This is a genomic window from Nocardia sp. SYP-A9097 (assembly GCF_009649815.1).
GTDB lineage: Bacteria > Actinomycetota > Actinomycetes > Mycobacteriales > Mycobacteriaceae > Nocardia.
Map to the genome: position 1 here is coordinate 177890 of NZ_WJIC01000005.1, position 17897 is coordinate 195786.

23 protein-coding genes and 1 pseudogene are annotated in these 17897 nt (G+C 66.5%); 23 read left to right on the plus strand and 1 reads right to left on the minus strand.

Annotated elements, in window-relative coordinates; all coding sequences use genetic code 11:
- The first annotated feature begins 15 nt into the window (after nucleotides 1-15).
- The 23 genes and pseudogenes from GFY24_RS13260 (at nucleotide 16) to GFY24_RS13355 (ending at nucleotide 17133) form a co-directional block, all read left to right on the plus strand.
- Entirely contained in the window at nucleotides 16-924 is a 909-nt protein-coding gene (locus tag GFY24_RS13260) for a NifU family protein (protein WP_309230804.1), read from the plus strand.
- On the plus strand, nucleotides 921-1556 hold the full coding sequence (locus tag GFY24_RS13265) for a DUF5947 family protein (RefSeq protein WP_309230805.1): 636 nt from the start codon (nucleotides 921-923) through the stop codon (nucleotides 1554-1556). Before GFY24_RS13260 ends, GFY24_RS13265 begins: the two co-directional genes overlap by 4 nt.
- Nucleotides 1553-2203: a DUF6084 family protein gene (locus tag GFY24_RS13270; protein ID WP_153805331.1), complete on the plus strand. Its 651-nt coding sequence runs from the start codon at nucleotides 1553-1555 to the stop codon at nucleotides 2201-2203. The genes GFY24_RS13265 and GFY24_RS13270 overlap by 4 nt, the downstream gene beginning before the upstream one ends.
- Nucleotides 2200-3525 carry a hypothetical protein gene (locus tag GFY24_RS13275; protein WP_153805332.1) on the plus strand — a complete coding sequence of 442 codons (1326 nt, stop codon included), beginning with the start codon at nucleotides 2200-2202 and terminating at the stop codon, nucleotides 3523-3525. The genes GFY24_RS13270 and GFY24_RS13275 overlap by 4 nt, the downstream gene beginning before the upstream one ends.
- A 15-nt stretch (nucleotides 3526-3540) precedes the next feature.
- The gene (locus tag GFY24_RS43685; RefSeq protein WP_375336038.1) at nucleotides 3541-3660 is read left to right on the plus strand and encodes a hypothetical protein; all 120 of its coding nucleotides are present in this window, start codon (nucleotides 3541-3543) and stop codon (nucleotides 3658-3660) included.
- Nucleotide 3661: 1 nt separating this feature from the next.
- Entirely contained in the window at nucleotides 3662-4138 is a 477-nt protein-coding gene (locus GFY24_RS13280; RefSeq protein WP_153805333.1) for a hydrogenase maturation protease, read from the plus strand.
- A 3-nt stretch (nucleotides 4139-4141) separates the two neighbouring features.
- A complete protein-coding gene (locus tag GFY24_RS13285; RefSeq protein WP_153805334.1) occupies nucleotides 4142-4384 on the plus strand; it encodes a HypC/HybG/HupF family hydrogenase formation chaperone in 243 nt (80 codons plus the stop codon).
- A complete protein-coding gene (hypF, locus tag GFY24_RS13290) occupies nucleotides 4381-6684 on the plus strand; it encodes a carbamoyltransferase HypF (RefSeq protein WP_153805335.1) in 2304 nt (767 codons plus the stop codon). Before GFY24_RS13285 ends, hypF begins: the two co-directional genes overlap by 4 nt.
- 16 nt (nucleotides 6685-6700) lie before the next feature.
- A complete protein-coding gene (locus GFY24_RS13295; RefSeq protein ID WP_153805336.1) occupies nucleotides 6701-7042 on the plus strand; it encodes a HypC/HybG/HupF family hydrogenase formation chaperone in 342 nt (113 codons plus the stop codon).
- Nucleotides 7039-8151: a hydrogenase formation protein HypD gene (gene hypD, locus GFY24_RS13300; RefSeq protein ID WP_153805337.1), complete on the plus strand. Its 1113-nt coding sequence runs from the start codon at nucleotides 7039-7041 to the stop codon at nucleotides 8149-8151. The genes GFY24_RS13295 and hypD overlap by 4 nt, the downstream gene beginning before the upstream one ends.
- A complete protein-coding gene (gene hypE, locus GFY24_RS13305) occupies nucleotides 8144-9229 on the plus strand; it encodes a hydrogenase expression/formation protein HypE (protein WP_153805338.1) in 1086 nt (361 codons plus the stop codon). The genes hypD and hypE overlap by 8 nt, the downstream gene beginning before the upstream one ends.
- Before the next feature lie 37 nt (nucleotides 9230-9266).
- Nucleotides 9267-10334: a HoxN/HupN/NixA family nickel/cobalt transporter gene (locus GFY24_RS13310; protein WP_375336044.1), complete on the plus strand. Its 1068-nt coding sequence runs from the start codon at nucleotides 9267-9269 to the stop codon at nucleotides 10332-10334.
- Nucleotides 10331-11119 (plus strand): DUF6390 family protein, encoded by a 789-nt coding sequence (locus tag GFY24_RS13315; protein ID WP_153805339.1) that lies wholly within the window; start codon nucleotides 10331-10333, stop codon nucleotides 11117-11119. The genes GFY24_RS13310 and GFY24_RS13315 overlap by 4 nt, the downstream gene beginning before the upstream one ends.
- A 272-nt stretch (nucleotides 11120-11391) precedes the next feature.
- A complete protein-coding gene (locus GFY24_RS13320) occupies nucleotides 11392-11793 on the plus strand; it encodes a hypothetical protein (protein WP_153805340.1) in 402 nt (133 codons plus the stop codon).
- Nucleotides 11794-11899: 106 nt separating this feature from the next.
- Nucleotides 11900-12289 (plus strand): PaaI family thioesterase, encoded by a 390-nt coding sequence (locus GFY24_RS13325; protein WP_375336045.1) that lies wholly within the window; start codon nucleotides 11900-11902, stop codon nucleotides 12287-12289.
- 101 nt (nucleotides 12290-12390) lie between these two features.
- Nucleotides 12391-12693, plus strand: coding sequence for an urease subunit gamma (locus GFY24_RS13330; protein ID WP_153805342.1), 303 nt, complete (start codon nucleotides 12391-12393; stop codon nucleotides 12691-12693).
- Between the two features lie 4 nt (nucleotides 12694-12697).
- Nucleotides 12698-13009 carry an urease subunit beta gene (locus GFY24_RS13335; RefSeq protein ID WP_153805343.1) on the plus strand — a complete coding sequence of 104 codons (312 nt, stop codon included), beginning with the start codon at nucleotides 12698-12700 and terminating at the stop codon, nucleotides 13007-13009.
- The gene (locus tag GFY24_RS13340) at nucleotides 13009-14730 is read left to right on the plus strand and encodes an urease subunit alpha (RefSeq protein ID WP_153805344.1); all 1722 of its coding nucleotides are present in this window, start codon (nucleotides 13009-13011) and stop codon (nucleotides 14728-14730) included. The genes GFY24_RS13335 and GFY24_RS13340 overlap by 1 nt, the downstream gene beginning before the upstream one ends.
- 33 nt (nucleotides 14731-14763) lie before the next feature.
- The gene (locus GFY24_RS13345; RefSeq protein ID WP_153805345.1) at nucleotides 14764-15432 is read left to right on the plus strand and encodes an O-methyltransferase; all 669 of its coding nucleotides are present in this window, start codon (nucleotides 14764-14766) and stop codon (nucleotides 15430-15432) included.
- A gap of 179 nt (nucleotides 15433-15611) precedes the next feature.
- Nucleotides 15612-16124 (plus strand): annotated as a pseudogene (locus GFY24_RS41905) (RNA-guided endonuclease InsQ/TnpB family protein); the annotation flags it as partial.
- Nucleotides 16125-16189: 65 nt separating this feature from the next.
- Nucleotides 16190-16513, plus strand: coding sequence for a transposase (locus GFY24_RS41910; RefSeq protein ID WP_309230842.1), 324 nt, complete (start codon nucleotides 16190-16192; stop codon nucleotides 16511-16513).
- Nucleotides 16459-16653 (plus strand): zinc ribbon domain-containing protein, encoded by a 195-nt coding sequence (locus GFY24_RS41915; protein WP_375336039.1) that lies wholly within the window; start codon nucleotides 16459-16461, stop codon nucleotides 16651-16653. The genes GFY24_RS41910 and GFY24_RS41915 overlap by 55 nt, the downstream gene beginning before the upstream one ends.
- Nucleotides 16654-16716: 63 nt before the next feature.
- A complete protein-coding gene (locus tag GFY24_RS13355; RefSeq protein WP_153805346.1) occupies nucleotides 16717-17133 on the plus strand; it encodes a YchJ family protein in 417 nt (138 codons plus the stop codon).
- Nucleotides 17134-17190: 57 nt separating this feature from the next.
- Here GFY24_RS13355 and GFY24_RS13360 read toward each other — a convergent pair whose 3' ends face one another.
- Nucleotides 17191-17859 carry a TetR/AcrR family transcriptional regulator gene (locus tag GFY24_RS13360; RefSeq protein ID WP_153805347.1) on the minus strand — a complete coding sequence of 223 codons (669 nt, stop codon included), beginning with the start codon at nucleotides 17857-17859 and terminating at the stop codon, nucleotides 17191-17193.
- Nucleotides 17860-17897: the final 38 nt, after the last annotated feature.

Consider the following 17897-nt stretch of genomic DNA (forward strand, 5'->3'; position numbering starts at 1 on the left):
GACAGGAGAGTTGACGTGGACAATCGCCCGGAGGACGGCCGCTTCGACGAGAACCATTGGCGCGCGGCCGGTGAGCGGATAGAGACGCTGCTGGACGCGAGTTCGGCGGGCGGCGCCGTCGCCCGGGAACGGGCCGAACAGCTGGTGCGCGAGGTCGCGGATCTGTACGGGGCCGCGCTGGACCGCGTGGTGCGCATGGTCGACGCGCGCACCGTGGACCGGCTGGCCGCGGACGATCTGGTGGCGAGTCTGCTGCTCGTGCACGGCCTGCACCCGCATGATGTGCACCGCAGGGTGCAGACGGCTCTGGACAGTGTGCGGCCCTATCTCGGATCGCACGGCGGTGATGTGACACTGCTCGGTGTCGCGAAAGGGATGGTGCGGCTGGAGCTTTCGGGCAGTTGCCGCACCTGCCCGTCGTCATCGGTGACGCTGGAGCTGGCGGTCGAGGATGCCGTCCGTGCCGCGGCCCCGGAGATCGAGTCCATCGAAGTGGTTGCGGCGAAATCGGAATCGGCGAGCGGATTGATCGCGGCCGATTCACTGTTCTCGCGCGTGCACGCCGAAGGCCGGTCGGCGGGCAGCTGGATCGCCGCACCGGAGCTGGCGCAATTGCAGCCGGGTGAGGTCGGCGGGTTCGCTGTCGCTGGAATGACCATCCTGGCCTGCCGCGTCGGCGAGGAGCTGTTCGCCTACCGAGATCACTGTCCGGCGTGCGATCGATCGCTCGCCGGTGCGGTGCTGCACCGCAGGGCCGGATTCCCGGTCGGCGACGCGGTGCTGCGGTGCCCTTCGTGCCGTGCGCATTTCGACGCCGTGCACGCCGGCGCACGGGTCGACGGTGACGGCCACCTCGAACCCTTGCCGGTGCTGGTGCGCGCCGGTGAGCTGTCGGTGGCGGTCCCGGTGGGGGTGAGCGGGTGAGTTCGCCGTTCGAGGTGCTGCGCCGCATCACCGCCGAGAGAAAGCCCGCGGTTCCGGCGGGCGAGCGGTGTGAGATGTGCGCCGCGACGATCGCCGATGAGCATCAGCACGTGGTGAATGTCGAAGGCCGGCAGCTCATGTGCGTATGCCGCGCCTGCTATCTGCTGTTCATCGACGGCAATGCCACGCTGCGCTACCGGGCCGTGCCGGACCGGTATCTGTCGTTCCCGGATTTCACCATCAGCCAGGGGGAGTGGGACGCGCTGGATATTCCGGTCGGCCTGGCCTTCTTCTTCCATAACTCCGCGCTCGACCGCACCGTAGCGTTCTATCCGGGCCCGGCCGGTGCGACGGAATCCGAACTGCCCCTGGCGGAATGGCGTGCGGTCCGCGAACGGCATCCGGAGCTGGACGTGCTCGCCCCCGATGTCGAAGCGCTGCTGATCCGGGTGCCCGTACGCGGCACCGCCGAGGCCGCGTGCCTGCTGCTGCCCATCGACGCCTGTTACGAATTCGTCGGCCGGATGCGAACGCTGTGGCGCGGTTTCGACGGCGGGCAGGACGTGCACCGCTATCTGGACGACTTCTTCACCACGGTATTCGCCCGCGCGCGGCCCGGCGGTGTGCGATGAGCCCGGTCTACTCCACCACCTTCGCGGTCCTGGACATCGCGCCGGAACCGTATGCGGTGGCGCCGATCCTATCCGCACGCGTCGGGATCGCCGCGCTCGGTGAGGAGCCGGTGCACGCGATCGCATTGCGGGCCCAGGTGCGGATCGAACCCTATCGCCGCTCCTACACCGAGGCGGAGAGCCTGGGCCTGGTCGACCTGTTCGGGCCGCGCGAGCGGTGGCGGGACACCCAGCGGTCCTTCCTCTGGATGCATTGCGCCACCATGATTCCCGGCTTCACCGGGGGCGCGGAGGTCGATCTGCCGATGCCGGTCACCTACGACTTCGAGGTGACCGGATCCAAGTACCTGCACGCGCTGCGTGAGGGCACGGTGCCGTTGATCTTCCTGTTCAGCGGCACCGTATTCTTTCGTGGCGCAACCGGTTTCGCGATTCAGCAGATTCCGTGGGATCGCGAGGACAAGTTCGATATGCCGATCTCGGTCTGGCACGACCTGGTCGCGGCACACTTCCCGAACTCCGGATACGTCCGCCTGACCGGGGAGACCCTCGCGGCGCTGGCCGCCTACAAATCGAGTCACGGCATGCTCGGATTCGACGATGCGGTGACCGCACTGCTGGCCCGTGCCGCCGAGGAGGCGTTATGACCGGGCCGGGCTCGGCCGCCGTACGCGCCGTGGCGGACGCGGTGCTGTACGAGGGGTATCTGCTGTATCCGTATCGGGCGAGTTCGCGAAAGAACCAGTCCCGCTGGCAGTTCGGGGTGCTCGGCCCCCGGGATGCGGCGCGGTCCGGGCTCGGCGAGGATTCGGAGATTTCGGCGCAATGCCTGATCGACGCGGGTGCCGGGGCATCGATCCGGCTGGCGGTCCGCTTCCTGCACCTGCAGCGCCGCGAGGCACAGGACCCGGCGGGGACGCCGATCGGTGAGCTGACCGTCGGCGCGCGCTCGTGGATCACCTGGGACGAGGCTGTCGAAGGCGAGATCGCCCTCGGGCCGCTGCCGATGACGAATGTGACACTGCCGCTGGATGTTCCGGGCGGAGCCGAGGTCGAGGAGATCGGCGATGCCGAGGGAAACCCGGCCGGACGACTGATGCGCACTCGCCGAGGTTTGACCGGTGAGCTGACCCTGGTCACCGAAGCCGACGGGGCCCATATGCGGTTGACGGTGCGGATTCGCAATATCGGCCAGCCCGCCGCCGATACCCGCGATGCCATCGCACGCTCGTTCATCGTCGCGCACGTCATCGCGGAACTCGAAGGTGCGCAGTTCATTTCGCTGCTCGAACCGGAACCGGACGCCGCTGCCGCCGTGGCGCGCTGCGTACAGCACCGCTGCTTCCCGGTCCTGGCGGGTGCGCCCGGTGACCGCGGCACGCTGTTGATCTCCCCGATCATCCTGTACGACTACCCCGAGATCGCCGAGGAGAGCCGGGGAGCGCTGTTCGACTCCACCGAGATCGACGAGATCCTGACCCTGCGCGTCATGACCATGACCGATGAGGAGAAGGCGCAGGCCCGCGCCACCGATCCCCGTGCGGCACAGATCATCGACCGCTGCGACGCCATGACGCCGGAGTCGATGCGGGAGCTGCACGGTGCGCTCCGCGATCCCCACCTCGGTGCACCGCGCCTGATTCCGGAGGTTCCGGACGGCATCGACTGGTGGGATCCGCTCGCGGACAATGCCGTCGCGCCGGACTCGGATGCGGTGTCGGTCAATGGCATTCGGATCAGCAAGGGCAGCCGGGTGCGCCTGCATCCGTCCCGTCGCGCCGATGCGCAGGATCTGTTCTTCGCCGGCCAGCTCGCCCGCGTCACCTCGGTGCACGAGGACGTCGACGGCCATGCCCACGTCGGTGTCGTCATCGAGGACGATCCGGCCGCGGATCTGCACGAATGGTACGGCCGCTACCTGTATTTCGCGCCGGACGAAATCGAACCCGTGGCCAGCCCAGAGGAATGAAGGGAAGTTCTCGTCATGGAAGCAGTGGGAGTGATCGCGACCGTCGTCTTCGGAGTGGTCGTGGTGGCAGGCCTGTACGTCGGCGTCCGGTCGATACCGGATGTGCGGCGCTACTTGAAGATTCGCCACATGTGAGATGACCGCTCGGGTGCTGGTGGCCGGGATCGGCAATATCTTCCTCGGCGACGACGGATTCGGACCGGAGGTGGTGCGGCGCCTGCCGCAGCCGCCGGAGACCGCGGTGCGCGTGGTCGACTACGGGATTCGCGGTATGCACCTGGCCTACGACCTGCTGGAATCGTGGGCCGCGCTGGTGCTCATCGATGCGATACCGAATCACGGTGCGCCGGGGGAGGTCACGGTCTTCACCCCGGAGCCCGGGACGGCGGGCGCCGCGCAGCTCGACGCCCACGCCATGAATCCGGAGGCCGTTTTCGCCGGTGTCCGCGCACTGGGCGGCGAACTGCCGCGCACCGTGGTCGTCGGCTGCCAGATCGAATCCGTAGACGAGCGCATCGGCCTGTCCGCACCGGTCGCGGCCGCGGTCGATACCGCGGTGGCCGCGGTGGACCGGGTGCTGGCCGACCTGCTGGCCACCCGAGTGAAGGAGTGAGCCATGTGCCTGGGCATTCCGGGGCGCGTTCTGGAGATTCTCGACGGCTATCACAATCAGGTCGCCTTGGTCGACGTCTCCGGGGAGAAGCGGAAGGTCAATATCGGCCTCCTGGAAGAAGATCCGGCGCAACCCGGCGACTGGGTGATCATCCACATGGGCTTCGTGATCGAGAAGACCGATGAGGCGGGCGCCGCCGCGGCGCTGGCCGGTCTGCGCCTGCTCGGCAGCGGTGACGAGCCATGACACGGGTCCGGCGGCGACTGCTGGTCGCGGGCGTGGTGCAGGGTGTGGGCTTCCGGCCCTTCGTCTACACCACCGCGGCCGAACTGGCCTTGTCCGGCAGCGTATCCAACGACAGCTCCGGGGTGATCATCGAAGTCGAGGGTGCCCCGGCGGCTCTCGAGGAGTTCACCCGGCGGGTGCGCGAACGGCCGCCACCGCTCGCGGTCGTCGAATCCGTGTGGGAGAGCGTGATTCCGGTCCGGGGCGGCACCGGATTTCATATCGCCGACACTTCCCGCACCGGTGGCGGCCGCACCCTGGCCTCACCGGATGTCGCCATGTGCGTGGACTGTGCGCGCGAACTCGCCGATCCGGGCAATCGCCGCTACCGGCACCCCTTCATCAACTGCACCAATTGCGGTCCGCGCTTCACGATCATCGCGAGTCTGCCGTACGACCGCGACCGCACCTCGATGGCCGCCTTCGCCATGTGCGAGCGGTGCGCGGGCGAGTACGCGGACCCGTCCGACCGGCGGTTTCACGCCCAGCCGATCGCCTGCCCGGACTGCGGGCCGAGCCTGTCGTACTTCTCCGGGGCCGAGATGCCCCGACCGGACGGCGCGACCGGCGATACCGCCTTGCGACAGGCACGAGAGTTGTTGCGCGCGGGCGGTATTCTCGCCGTGAAGGGTATCGGCGGGTATCACCTGGCCTGCGATGCCGCCGACGAGACCGCGGTGGCCGAGCTACGCCGCCGAAAGCGCCGCGGCGACAAACCCTTTGCCGTGATGGTCCCCGACCTGGCCACCGCCCGCACGATCGCCGACGTGGATGCGGTGAGCGCCGCCGTGCTGACCGGCCCGCAGCGCCCGATCGTGCTTCTCACCCGCCGCGATCGCACCCTCGCTTCGTCTGTGGCACCGCGCAATCCGGACCTGGGCATCATGATCGCCTACACGCCCTTGCACGTACTGCTGTTCGGCGTCGAAGGGGATCGGCCCGGCCCGCAGGTACTGGTGATGACCTCGGGCAATCTCGGCGGCGAACCGATCTGCTACGACGACGAGGACGCCCGCACCCGCCTGGCCGAACTCGCCGACGGCTGGCTCTCGCACAATCGCCGCATCCTCGTTCCCTGCGACGATTCGGTGGTCCGCATGGTGGACGGAATCGAGCTGCCCATCCGGCGCTCACGCGGGTATGCGCCACTGCCGGTGGCACTTCCGTTTCCGGTACCGCCCACCCTCGCGGTCGGCGGCGATCTCAAGAACACCTGCGCGGTTGCCGACGGCCGCTACGCCTGGCTGAGCCAGCACATCGGCGATATGGACGACCTGGACACCCTGCGCGCCTTCGATGACGCGGAACGGCATCTGGAGGAGCTCACCGGGGTGCGCCCGAAGCACCTGGCGGCCGATGCGCATCCGCTCTACCGGTCCACCGCCTGGGCGCGGCAGCACGCCGGTGATCGGCCCGTGCGCATGGTTCAACATCACCATGCCCATATCGCGTCGGTCATGGGTGAGCACGGACTCGGCGAATCGGCCACCGTACTCGGATTCGCCTTCGACGGAACGGGATTCGGCCCCGACGGCGCGGTATGGGGCGGTGAGGTACTGCTGACGGGCTATAAGGGCTACCGCCGCCTGGCGCATCTGGCCTACGTCCCACTGGCCGGTGGCGATGTGAGCGTTCGTAGGCCCTACCGGATGGCGCTGGCCCACCTGCGGGGCGCGGGACTCGAATGGTCGGCCGGGATCGCCTCGGTGGCGGCCTGCCCGCCGCGCGAAAGACAGGTGCTGGCACACCAATTCGACACCGGACTGGGTTGCATCCCGACCTCGAGCATGGGTCGATTGTTCGATGCGGTGTCCTCGCTCGCGGGCGTGCGCCACACCGCGGATTACGAAGCACAGGCGGCGATCGAGCTGGAGGGGATCTCGCGCGGAGTCGATGCGAGTGACCCGGCCGTGACCGCCTATCGTTTCGACATCGACCGTGCCGCAGACCCTCTCGTTATCAACCCCGCACCCCTGATCGCCGCCGTCGTGGCCGACGCGACCGGCGGCGTCGCACCTGCGGTGATCGGCGCGCGCTTCCACCGTGCGGTGGCACGCCTGGTGCTGGAGCTGGCATTCGCCTGCGCGAACGAATCACGAACCGTTGCCCTGTCCGGCGGCGTCCTCCAGAACGCACTACTGCTCTCGCAGTCACGGACCTTACTGGAGGAGAACGGATTTCACGTCCTGTGCCATCGGCGGCTACCGCCGAACGATGGTGGTCTCGCATTCGGGCAGATCCTTGCCGCGAGCGCGGGCTGAGCGAAAGGAGCCAACGATGTGCCTGGCAGTTCCAGGGAAGGTAGTGAGCCTCCAGGAGCGGGACGGCACCCTGATGTCCGTCGTCGACTTCGGTGGCGTCCGCAAAGATGTCTGCCTGCAATACATTCCGGACGCTGCCGTCGGCGACTACGTGGTGGTGCACGTCGGCTTCGCCATTCAGCGCCTCGATGAGGAGTCCGCACTGCGCACACTGGCCGAATTCGAGCATCTCGGTGTGCTGAAAGAGGAATTCGGCGACGGTTTCGCGCTGGCCGCCAAACAGGCGGGCCTGGCCGATCCCACCGCCGCGCAACCCGAACCCGTACGGCCACAACCCGAGACAGAGGTGGCGCCATGAAATATCTCGACGAATTCAGCAATCCGGAACTGGCCGCGAACCTGCTCGATCGGATTCGCACCGTCACCACGCGCCGCTGGGCGATCATGGAAGTCTGTGGCGGACAGACCCATTCGATCATCCGCCACGGTATCGACCAATTGCTCCCGGACCAGATCGAAATGATCCACGGACCGGGCTGCCCGGTCTGCGTGACCCCCCTGGAAGTGATCGACAAGGCCTTGGAGATCGCCGCACGACCCGGGGTGATCTTCTGCTCCTTCGGTGACATGCTGCGGGTGCCCGGCAGCCAACAGGACCTGTTCCACGTCAAGAGCGCGGGCGGCGATGTGCGGGTGGTCTACTCACCGCTCGACGCGCTGAATATCGCCCGCGAGAATCCGGACCGCCAGGTGGTGTTCTTCGGCATCGGCTTCGAAACCACCGCACCCGCCAACGCGATGACGGTCTATCAGGCGAAAAGGCTCGGTATCGAGAACTTCTCGCTCCTGGTGTCGCATGTACTGGTGCCGCCCGCCATCGCCGCCATCATGGAATCGCCGACCTGCCGGGTGCAGGGCTTCCTGGCCGCCGGGCACGTATGCAGTGTGATGGGCACCGAGGAGTATCCGCCGCTGGCCGAGAAATACCGGGTGCCGATGGTGGTCACCGGCTTCGAACCGCTCGACATTCTGGAAGGCATCCGCCGCACCGTGATTCAACTCGAGGCGGGCAGGCATGAGCTCGAGAACGCCTATCCGCGCGCGGTGATGACCGACGGAAATCCCGCCGCGAAGGCGATGCTGCGCGATGTCTTCGAGGTGACCGACCGGGCCTGGCGCGGAATCGGCGTCATACCGCAGAGCGGATGGCGGCTCTCCGAACGCTACCGCGACTACGACGCCGAACAGCGCTTCGCGGTCGGCGATATGCATACCGAGGAATCCTCGATCTGCCGTTCCGGCGAGGTGCTCCAGGGTCTGATCAAACCGCACGAATGCGCCGCCTTCGGCAAGGAGTGCACACCGCGAAATCCGCTGGGCGCCACCATGGTTTCCTCGGAGGGTGCTTGCGCCGCGTACTACCTGTACCGGCGCCTGGATCAGCCGGCGGAGGTCGCTCATGCCTGACGACATCGCACTGCCGATCACCATCGCGACAGTGGATATGGAGAACTGGGTATGTCCCGCGCCGCTGCGGGATTCACCGAATATCGTCATGGGGCACGGTGGCGGGGGCGCCATGTCGGGCGAATTGATCGAGCATCTGTTCCTGCCCGCCTTCGGGGCGGCGGCCGACGCGGGTATGGGCGATTCCGCGGTGATCACCCTCGGTGGTGCTCGGCTGGCGTTCTCGACGGACTCGTTCGTGGTGAAGCCCCTGGTATTTCCGGGTGGTTCCATCGGGGAGCTCGCGGTGAACGGCACCGTCAATGATCTGGCCATGTCCGGTGCGCGGCCGATGGTGCTGTCCACCGCGTTCATCCTGGAGGAGGGCACCGCGCTCGCCGATATCGCGCATATCGCGAAGGCGCTGGGCACCGCGGCGCTGGCAGCCGGGGTCAAGCTGGTCACCGGTGATACCAAGGTGGTCGATTCCGGCCATGGTGACGGCATTTTCATCAATACCGCCGGGATCGGCCTCGTCGATGACGGGGTGGATATCCGCCCGCAGCGGGCCACGCCGGGCGATGTGGTGATCGTCAGCGGTGATATCGGCGTACACGGGGTCGCGGTGATGAGCTGCCGGGAGGGGCTCGATTTCGGGACCACGGTGGTCAGTGACACCGCACCGCTGCACGGGCTGGTCGCGGCCATGCTCGCCACCGGCGCGGATGTGCACGTGCTGCGCGATCCGACCCGCGGCGGGGTGGCGGCGACGCTCAACGAGATCGCCGGTGTCGCGAAAGTCGGTGTCGCACTGGATGAAAGGAAGCTACCGGTACCCGCCGAGGTGCGGGACGCGTGCGGTCTGCTCGGGCTCGATCCGATGTATGTCGCCAACGAGGGCAAGCTGATCGCCTTCGTCTCGGCACAGGACGCGGACCGCGTACTGGCCGCGATGCGGCAGCATCCGCTGGGCGCTCGCGCCGAGATCATCGGAGCCTGCGTGGCGGAGCATCCCGGCATGGTCGTGGCCCGTACCGCACTGGGCGGCACCCGCGTGGTCGCACTGCCCGCGGGTGAGCAGTTGCCGCGGATCTGTTGAGCCGGGCGGTGATTCGGTGCGCGAGGCATGGGCGGGACTGGACCGGCCGCAGCGACTCGGCCTCGCCGGGATGGGCTGCGTCATCCTCGTACTGCATATCGCGGGCTGGGCCGCGCTACTGCTACTGGTAGTCCCCGGCGATTACGTGGTGCGGGGCACCGTGTTCGGTGTCGGGCTGGGCGTCACCGCCTACACCCTCGGCATGCGCCACGCATTCGACGCCGACCACATCGCGGCGATCGACAACACCACGCGAAAGTTATTGGCGGAGAACCGGAAACCGCTGTCGGTCGGATTCTGGTTCGCACTCGGGCATTCGACCATCGTATTCGTACTCGTCGCACTGCTGGCGACGGGTGTGAAAGCGCTGGCGGCGAATATCGAGAACCAGGACTCCGCCCTGCACCGGTGGACCGGTGTGTTCGGAACCGGTATCTCGGGGACCTTCCTGATCCTTATCGGACTGCTGAACCTGGCCTCGCTGATCGGGATCTCGCGGGTGTTCCGCGGGATGCGCCGGGGCAATTACGACGAAGCCCAGCTGGAACGACAGCTCGAATCCCGCGGTGCGCTCAACCGGGTCCTGGGGCCGATGACGCGGACGGTGCGCAAGCCCTGGCAGATGTATCCGGTCGGGCTGCTGTTCGGCCTCGGCTTCGACACCGTGACCGAGGTGAGCTTGCTGGTGATCGCGGGCGGCGCCGCCGCGACCAACCTGCCCTGGTACTCGATTCTCGTGCTGCCGGTACTGTTTTCGGCCGGGATGGCCCTGTTCGACGCGCTGGACGGGGTGTTCATGAACTATGCCTACGGCTGGGCTTTCGCCCGTCCGGTCCGCAAGATCTACTACAACATCGTGGTGACCGGACTGTCGGTGGCGGTGGCTCTGCTGATCGGCGCGCAGGAGATCATTTCGATCCTCACCGACAAACTCGATGTCGCGTCCGGCCCGCTCGCTTGGGTCGGCAACCTCGACCTCGGTGCGATGGGATTCATTGTCGCCGGTCTCTTCGTGGTCACCTGGGTGGCCGCCTACTGGGTGTGGCGGATCGGCGATGTCGAGGGACGCTGGCAGCGTGATCTCAATCGGAAGAGACCCGAATGACGGATATCCGGGGGACCGAGATATTCGCCCGGTACGCCTATGCGCCCAATCAGCTCGGCTACTGCGGGCCGTCCGAGTCGACGGCCTTGCGCGAGGGATCGCCGGAGCAGGTGTGGTCGGCGGCCCGGCGCTTTTCGGGGGCCTGGCCCTATTTGCGGGTGATGGCCGAAATGACCGGGATCGCCGACCCATTGGATCATCGCCTCGTCGAATCCTATTGGCTCGGTGGTGGTCTCGGCGCACAGCTCGATACCGAGGAATTCACCGCCGCGCTGCTCGCGGTCATCGCCCCGCTGGCCGGACACTACTGGGCGCACCTGACGGCGGATCTCGCGGCGGAGGCCGCGCCCAATCACTGCTTCCATGTCTTCGGCGTCTACCCGTGGTCGCGGTTGCTCGGCCGCGGCATGGACGAACATCCGATACACGTGCTGGACAGCTGCCGCATCGGTTGGGGAACCGTGCTGCGTCGCGACGGCGATGACCTGTCCATTCTGGGTCGCGGCCTGGTCTGGGACCAAGAGGCGCTGCGGCTTTCGGAGCCGTCGCCGCGTCATGCCCGCATCGATGGCTTCGACGCGGCGCCGCGGGTGCGGACCGGCGATCAGGTCGCCGTCCATTGGGGCAGGCTGTGCGACCGCCTGACATCCGCTCAGGTGTACGACCTGGCAGCGAGTACCGAGCGGCAACTACTTCTCACCAATCGCAGGCTTCGCCGGGAAAGCGCGACCGCGCCCGGTGCCGGTGCGGGGAATGTCGAAGAAATGGGCGGTGGGTTCCACTGAGTCTGCGTCAATGGAACCCACCGCCGGCAGTAAATCGGGGGCCGCCGCAGCCCTCGGGGCCTCGCTCGATCCTAACGCCGATTTAAGCATCGGGCAGCCTTACCTAATGTTCAAGCCTCTCTCGTTCCCGGTGCCCGCAATCCCCGCAAAGAAATTGCCCGGACCTGCCGGCGGCGCTACTGTCCCGGCGACGTGTCCTCGGGCACGCGTTTCGATTCGAGGTTCTCACAGGGGGATTCGACCTTGTCGATGCCGCAGCACCAACCATCGCAATGGGGACGGCGAACGGGATCTACTGCCGCTACTGCGGTTCGACACCGGCGGCGACGGTCGATATTCGCGGACACCGCAGGTTCCTCATCTTCATGCAGTTCGTGAACTACCCGGGCCCATTCTGCCGGGACTGCGGGCTGGCGATCTATCGCAAGATGACTCAGGAGAGCCTGTGGATCGGCTGGTGGGGCGTCCTATCCGTCGTCATCAACCCGCTCACCATGCTGACCAACCTCGTCTCGCGTTCGGCCCTGATGGCCCTGCCGCCGTCGATTCCGGGCGGACCGCGACTGCCGATGAATCCCGGGCGGCCGCTGTATCAGCGGCCTGCGGTGATCGCGTTCCTGGCGGTGCTGGTGATCTTGATTCTGTTGGTGGTAATCCTCAGCGCGACTTCCTGACGGGGCCGGACCCCGCGCGTCGGCGGCCGCGGGCGCGTGGCACTGTGAGTTCATGACCGACGACTTCTCCTCGATCAAGTCCATGGCGGATGTGACGCCCGAGCTGATGAACAAGTTCAGCGAGGGGACCTTCGTCGATACCTTCGGGCTCAAGCTCACCGAGATGGGGCCGGATCGGGTTGCGGCGGAATGGGTTGTGACGCCCACCCAGCATCAGCCCGCGGGGATTGTGAATGGCGGGGTGTACTGCACCGTCATCGAGACCCTGGCCAGCGTGGCGGGGAGTGTGTGGCTCGGCGATCGCGGATCTGTGGTCGGGGTCAATAACAACACCGATTTTCTGCGGGCGGTGCGTGAGGGTGTGCTGCGCGGGGTTGCCACGCCGGTGCATCGGGGGCGGTCGCAGCAGTTGTGGGTTGTGGTGATCACCGATGAGCAGGATCGGACTGTGGCGCGCGGGCAGGTGCGGTTGCAGAACCTGAGTCCGCAGGGCTGAGAATCCGGCGCGACGGGGCTGATCTCGAACGAAACATCCGGGTAACGCGGGTCGTGTCAGAATGGCCGACGACCCGCCCCGTCGTTCGCCGAGGAGCCCGAATGCGACTGTCGCCGCATGAGCAGGAACGCCTGCTGCTGAGTTATGCGGCCGAGCTGGCCCGGCGTCGGCAGGCTCGCGGACTCAAGTTGAATCATCCGGAGGCGGTGGCGCTCATCGTCGATCATCTGCTGGAAGGGGCGCGGGACGGGCGTAGCGTCGCCGAGCTGATGAGTACCGGGCGGAGCGTGCTCACCCGCGCGGACGTCATGGACGGCGTGCCGGAGATGATTCACGACGTGCAGGTCGAGGCGACCTTTCCGGACGGCACCAAGCTCGTCACCGTCCATAACCCGATCGGCTAAGCCCATGATTCCTGGCGAATACCTTTGTGCCGAAGGCACTATCGAGCTCAATGCCGGAGCCGATCGCATCGAGGTCGATGTGGTGAACACCGGTGACCGGCCGGTTCAGGTCGGCAGTCATGTGCACTTCCCGCAGGCCAATTCGGCGCTGGAATTCGATCGCGAAGCCGCGCACGGCCGCCGCCTCGATATTCCCGCCGGTACCGCGGTGCGTTTCGAACCCGGTCTGGGACAGCGGGTTTCGCTGGTCCCGCTGGGCGGCAATCGCGAAGTACACGGAATCAGCCTGACCCCTCCCGGAAAGCTGGACGCCTGATGGCCGAACTCTCCCGCGCCCGCTACGCCCAACTGTTCGGGCCCACCACCGGCGATCGAATTCGCCTGGCGGACACCGATTTGCTGATCGAGATCACCGAAGACCGCAGTGGCGGACCGGGACTCGCCGGTGACGAGGCCGTCTTCGGTGGCGGCAAGGTGCTGCGCGAATCCATGGGTCAGGCGCGCGCCACCCGCGCCGAGGGCACCCCCGATACCGTCATCACCGGCGTGGTGATCGTCGATCACTGGGGAATCATCAAGGCCGACATCGGTATTCGCGACGGCCGCATCAGCGCCATCGGCAAGGCCGGGAATCCCGACACCATGACCGGCGTGCATCCGGACTTGGTGGTCGGCCCGTCGACGGAGATCATCGCGGGCAATGGCCGCATCGTCACCGCCGGCGCCATCGACTGCCACGTTCACTTCATCTGCCCGCAGATCCTGGACGAGGCCATCGGCAGCGGCATCACCACCCTCGTGGGCGGCGGTACGGGACCGGCCGAGGGCTCCAAGGCCACGACCGTCACCCCGGGCGCGTGGCATCTGGGCCGTATGCTGGAGGCCACCGACGGCTGGCCGATGAATATCGTGCTGCTCGGCAAGGGTAATACCGTGCGTCCCGAGGCCATGTGGGAGCAATTGCGCGGCGGCGCAGCGGGTTTCAAACTGCATGAGGACTGGGGCACCACCCCGGCGGCCATCGACGCCTGCCTCACCGTCGCCGATGCTTCGGGCGTGCAGGTGGCCCTGCACACGGACACCTTGAACGAGGCCGGATTCGTGGAGGACACCCTCGCGGCGATTCGCGGACGGGCCATCCACTCGTATCACACCGAGGGTGCGGGCGGCGGGCACGCGCCCGACATCATCACTGTCGCTTCGTATTCGAACGTGCTGCCGAGTTCGACCAATCCGACCCGGCCGCACACCGTCAATACTCTCGACGAGCATCTGGACATGCTCATGGTGTGCCATCACCTGAGCCCGTCGATTCCCGAGGATCTGGCCTTCGCGGAGAGCCGGATTCGCCCCTCCACCATTGCCGCCGAGGATCTGCTGCACGATCTGGGCGCGATCTCCATGATCGGCAGTGACTCCCAGGCCATGGGCCGCATCGGCGAGGTGATCATGCGCACCTGGCAGACCGCGCACGTCATGAAGAAGCGGCGCGGCGCGCTCGCGGGAGATGGTGCGGCGGACAACAATCGGGTACAGCGGTACGTCGCCAAGTACACGATCTGCCCGGCCGTCGCGCACGGCCTCGACCATGAGATCGGCTCCATCGAGGTCGGCAAGCTCGGCGATCTGGTGCTGTGGGAACCGGCCTTCTTCGGTGTGCGGCCGCACGCCGTGCTCAAGGGCGGCACCATCGCCTGGGCCGCCATGGGCGATGCGAATGCCTCCATTCCGGCACCGCAGCCGGTGCTGCCGCGGCCCATGTTCGGCGCGGCTCCGGCGGTGGCGGCGAGCACCTCGCTGCACTTCGTCTCCGAAGCCGCCATCGAGGACGGGCTCGCCGAGCGCCTGCGGGTGAATCGAAAACTGGTGCCGGTGGCCAATGTTCGCAGGCGCACCAAGGCCGATATGCCGCACAACGACGCCATGCCGCGCATCGAGGTGGATCCCGATACCTTCACGGTCCGCATCGACGGTGAGGTGTGGGCGGAGCAGCCCGCCACCGAACTGCCGATGGCGCAGCGGTACTTCCTGTTCTGATCCGTCGTACCGGTAAGTGGCAGACTTGCCGGTATGACGACATCCGACTGGGCCGAAGTTGATCGTTATCTGGTGGATACCCTGGTGGGAGAGGGGGATTCGGCGACGCTGACCGCGAATGCGGCCGCGGGCCTGCCCGCCATCGACGTGTCTCCGCCACAGGGCAAGTTCCTGTATCTCATCGCCAAGTCCTCGCGGGCGCGGCGCGTGCTGGAGATCGGGACGCTCGGCGGCTACAGCACCACCTGGCTGGCACGGGCCGTCGGAAAACAGGGCCAGGTCGTGACCCTCGAGTACGAGCCCAAGCATGCCGAGGTGGCGCGCGAGAACCTCGACCGCGCGGGAGTCGGTGACCGCGTGGACATTCGGGTCGGTGCTGCGCTGGACAGCCTGCCGGTGCTGGCGGGGGAACAGCCCGAGCCGTTCGACCTGGTATTCATCGACGCCGACAAGGTCAATAACGCCAACTATGTGCAGTGGGCGTTGAAGCTGACCCAGCCGGGGTCGGTGATCATTGTCGACAATGTGGTCCGCAATGGCGGTATCGCGGACGCCGATTCGCGTGATGCCGCGGTGCGCGCCAGCCGCGAGGTCATCGAATTGATCGCCGCCGAACCGCGACTCGACGGCACGGTATTGCAGACCGTCGGCGGTAAGGGCTGGGACGGGTTCGCCTACGCCGTGGTAGTCGATCAGGACTGAGTGCATCCGCTACCGATTTGTGATGATGCTCTGTCCGCCGCACCAAAAGGTACATAGAGCGCAAAATGCAGTGCCGACCTGTGCGAATACCTACTGGCGTGTCTATAACCCAACTAAGTACCGTCTGTGGTGTGCAGTTGCGGTATCAGTACCGGCTCTACCCGACACCGGGTCAGCGGATGGCGCTGTCCAAGGCGTTCGGGTGCGCTCGTGTCGTATTCAACGACGCTCTGGCCGCGCGACAACATGCGCACGACAACGGGCTGCCCTACCTCACTGCCGCCGCTGTTTCCAAGGCGCTGACCGAGGCGAAGAAGACCCCTGAACGAGCGTGGCTCGCTGAGGTGTCGTCAGTGGTGTTGCAACAGGCACTTGCCGATCTGGACTGTGGCTACCGGAACTTCTTCGACTCGGTGACCGGAAAGCGCAAGGGGGCGAAGGTGGCCCCGCCCCGGTTCCGGTCCCGGTCCCGGGCCCGGAAAGATAGCCGGCAATCGATAAGGTTCACCCGTAACGCCGGTTTCGCTGTGACCGAGGCCGGGAAACTGCGTCTGCCGAAGATCGGTGCCGTACTGGTGCGCTGGTCGCGTGAACTGCCGACGGACCCGTCGTCGGTCACCATCATCAAGGATGCGGCGGGACGGTATTTCGCCAGTTTCGTTGTCCGGGTTGATGATCGGCCGTTGCCCGAGCGGGACGCCGAAGTTGGTGTCGACCTCGGGTTGACGACGTTCGCTGTGCTCAGCGAGGCAAGGTTATCGAGTCACCGAGGTTCTTCCGTCGCGCCGAACGTCGGCTCCGCAAAGCGCAGCAAGCACTTTCCAGGAAGCAGAAAGGTTCGAGTAATCGCGCTAAGGCCAGGGCGAGGGTGGCTCGTGCGCACGCGAAAGTTCGTGATACCCGTGCTGATTGGGCGCACAAGCACTCCTCGGCGATTATCCGTGACAACCAAGCGGTGTATGTCGAGGACTTGTGTGTCAAGGGGTTGGCGCGGTCACGACTGGCGAAGTCCGTGCACGATGCCGGGTGGATGGCCCGAAACCGTTGTCGGTGCGGGAATGGACGTGCCCGTGCGGTATGAGGCATGACCGGGATTTGAACGCCGCGAAGAACATCCTCGCCGCCGGACGGGCGGAGAGGCTAAACGCTTGTGGAGACCAGGTAAGACCAGCTCCGCTGGCTCCGGTCAGCGAAGCAGGAACCCACCCAGATGTAGCGTGAGCTGCATGGCAGAGAATCCCCGCCTTTCAAGGACGGGGAGGACGTCAATGACACAATGTCCGCATGAAGAAGCGTCGCAAAGTCCGCCCGGTCCCGGTCCCGGTGCAGTGTCCGTGCGGGCTGCCAGCGAACTATGTGGACTGCTGCGGGCGACTGCATCGGGGCGAGGCCGCGGCGACGACCGCCGAGCAATTGATGCGCTCGCGCTTCAGCGCGTTCGCGGTGGGGGATGAGGGGTATCTATTGCGGAGCTGGGATCCGTCGACGCGGCCCGCCGATGTCGACTTCGATCTCGGAATGCGGTGGGAGCGGCTGGAAATTCTCGGCTCGACCGGGGGCGGGCCATTTCATACCGAGGCGACGGTGGAGTTCAGCGCGCATTATCGATCCGGGGGCGAGGCGGGGAATATGCACGAGAACAGTCGCTTTCGCCGCGATGGCGGGGCTTGGGTCTATCTCGACGGAGTGGTCGGGGACTGACGGGGGAGTGGTGCGCTTCGTGCGGAATTGCAGTCGATGCAAGAGTGCGCGCGGACGCTATTTCCGCGCCCTGGCTTCGAAGCCGTCGCAGAGCGCGGCCAGTCCGGAGTCGAGTAGCTGCTGAGGGTCGAGTAGATCCGATTCGCCGGTGCCGATCAGATCGGCGAGGGCGGGCGGGGTGGGCCAGCGGGGTGTGCCCTCCAGGAGCGCGGTGAGGCCGGAGCGTTCCTCGCTATCGCTGTCACGGTCGATGAGCAGTCGGGCGCTGACATACTGCAGCGCCACGCCCGCGATATAGCTCCACACCGACAGTGACATGCGGGTGGCCTCACGGGTGCTGACACCGAGTTCGGTGAATCCCTCTACCAGCCAGCCCAATACGACCAGGCTGTTCTCACCGAAGTTGTAGCGCGGAACCGCGAAGGTGAACAGCACCCATGGATGTTCCTGGTAGAGCTGCCAATCCACCTCGGCGGCAATGCGTACCCGATCGCGCCAGGTCCAGCCCTCGCCCTCGGGTGTGGGATACGGATTGCGGCGGGAGACCTCATCGGTCATGGCCGCCAGGAGGGTGTCCTTGTTCGGCACGTGCCGGTACAGCGACATCGCGCCCGCGCCCATGCGCTCGGCTATGCGGCGCATGGAGAGGGCATCGATTCCGGACTCGTCGGCCAGGGTGATGGCGGCGTCGACAATGCCGGCCCGGGTGAGCTTGGCCTCGGTCATCGGATGAATTCTTTCCTTTCCGGCGCGGGTCTGCGTAC

Excerpts from the sequence above, each read along its gene's own strand:
- GFY24_RS13285 (WP_153805334.1), top strand. The coding sequence starts at position 4,142 with ATGTGCCTGGGCATTCCGGGGCGCGTTCTGGAGATTCTCGACGGCTAT.
- GFY24_RS13340 (WP_153805344.1), top strand. The coding sequence starts at position 13,009 with ATGGCCGAACTCTCCCGCGCCCGCTACGCCCAACTGTTCGGGCCCACC.
- GFY24_RS13335 (WP_153805343.1), top strand. The coding sequence starts at position 12,698 with ATGATTCCTGGCGAATACCTTTGTGCCGAAGGCACTATCGAGCTCAAT.
- GFY24_RS13295 (WP_153805336.1), top strand. The coding sequence starts at position 6,701 with ATGTGCCTGGCAGTTCCAGGGAAGGTAGTGAGCCTCCAGGAGCGGGAC.
- GFY24_RS43685 (WP_375336038.1), top strand. The coding sequence starts at position 3,541 with ATGGAAGCAGTGGGAGTGATCGCGACCGTCGTCTTCGGAGTGGTCGTG.
- GFY24_RS13315 (WP_153805339.1), top strand. The coding sequence starts at position 10,331 with ATGACGGATATCCGGGGGACCGAGATATTCGCCCGGTACGCCTATGCG.
- GFY24_RS13360 (WP_153805347.1), bottom strand. The coding sequence starts at position 17,859 with ATGACCGAGGCCAAGCTCACCCGGGCCGGCATTGTCGACGCCGCCATC.
- GFY24_RS13345 (WP_153805345.1), top strand. The coding sequence starts at position 14,764 with ATGACGACATCCGACTGGGCCGAAGTTGATCGTTATCTGGTGGATACC.
- GFY24_RS13275 (WP_153805332.1), top strand. The coding sequence starts at position 2,200 with ATGACCGGGCCGGGCTCGGCCGCCGTACGCGCCGTGGCGGACGCGGTG.
- GFY24_RS13270 (WP_153805331.1), top strand. The coding sequence starts at position 1,553 with ATGAGCCCGGTCTACTCCACCACCTTCGCGGTCCTGGACATCGCGCCG.
- GFY24_RS13325 (WP_375336045.1), top strand. The coding sequence starts at position 11,900 with ATGAACAAGTTCAGCGAGGGGACCTTCGTCGATACCTTCGGGCTCAAG.
- GFY24_RS13320 (WP_153805340.1), top strand. The coding sequence starts at position 11,392 with ATGGGGACGGCGAACGGGATCTACTGCCGCTACTGCGGTTCGACACCG.
- hypE (WP_153805338.1), top strand. The coding sequence starts at position 8,144 with ATGCCTGACGACATCGCACTGCCGATCACCATCGCGACAGTGGATATG.
- hypF (WP_153805335.1), top strand. The coding sequence starts at position 4,381 with ATGACACGGGTCCGGCGGCGACTGCTGGTCGCGGGCGTGGTGCAGGGT.
- hypD (WP_153805337.1), top strand. The coding sequence starts at position 7,039 with ATGAAATATCTCGACGAATTCAGCAATCCGGAACTGGCCGCGAACCTG.
- GFY24_RS13355 (WP_153805346.1), top strand. The coding sequence starts at position 16,717 with ATGAAGAAGCGTCGCAAAGTCCGCCCGGTCCCGGTCCCGGTGCAGTGT.
- GFY24_RS13330 (WP_153805342.1), top strand. The coding sequence starts at position 12,391 with ATGCGACTGTCGCCGCATGAGCAGGAACGCCTGCTGCTGAGTTATGCG.
- GFY24_RS13280 (WP_153805333.1), top strand. The coding sequence starts at position 3,662 with ATGACCGCTCGGGTGCTGGTGGCCGGGATCGGCAATATCTTCCTCGGC.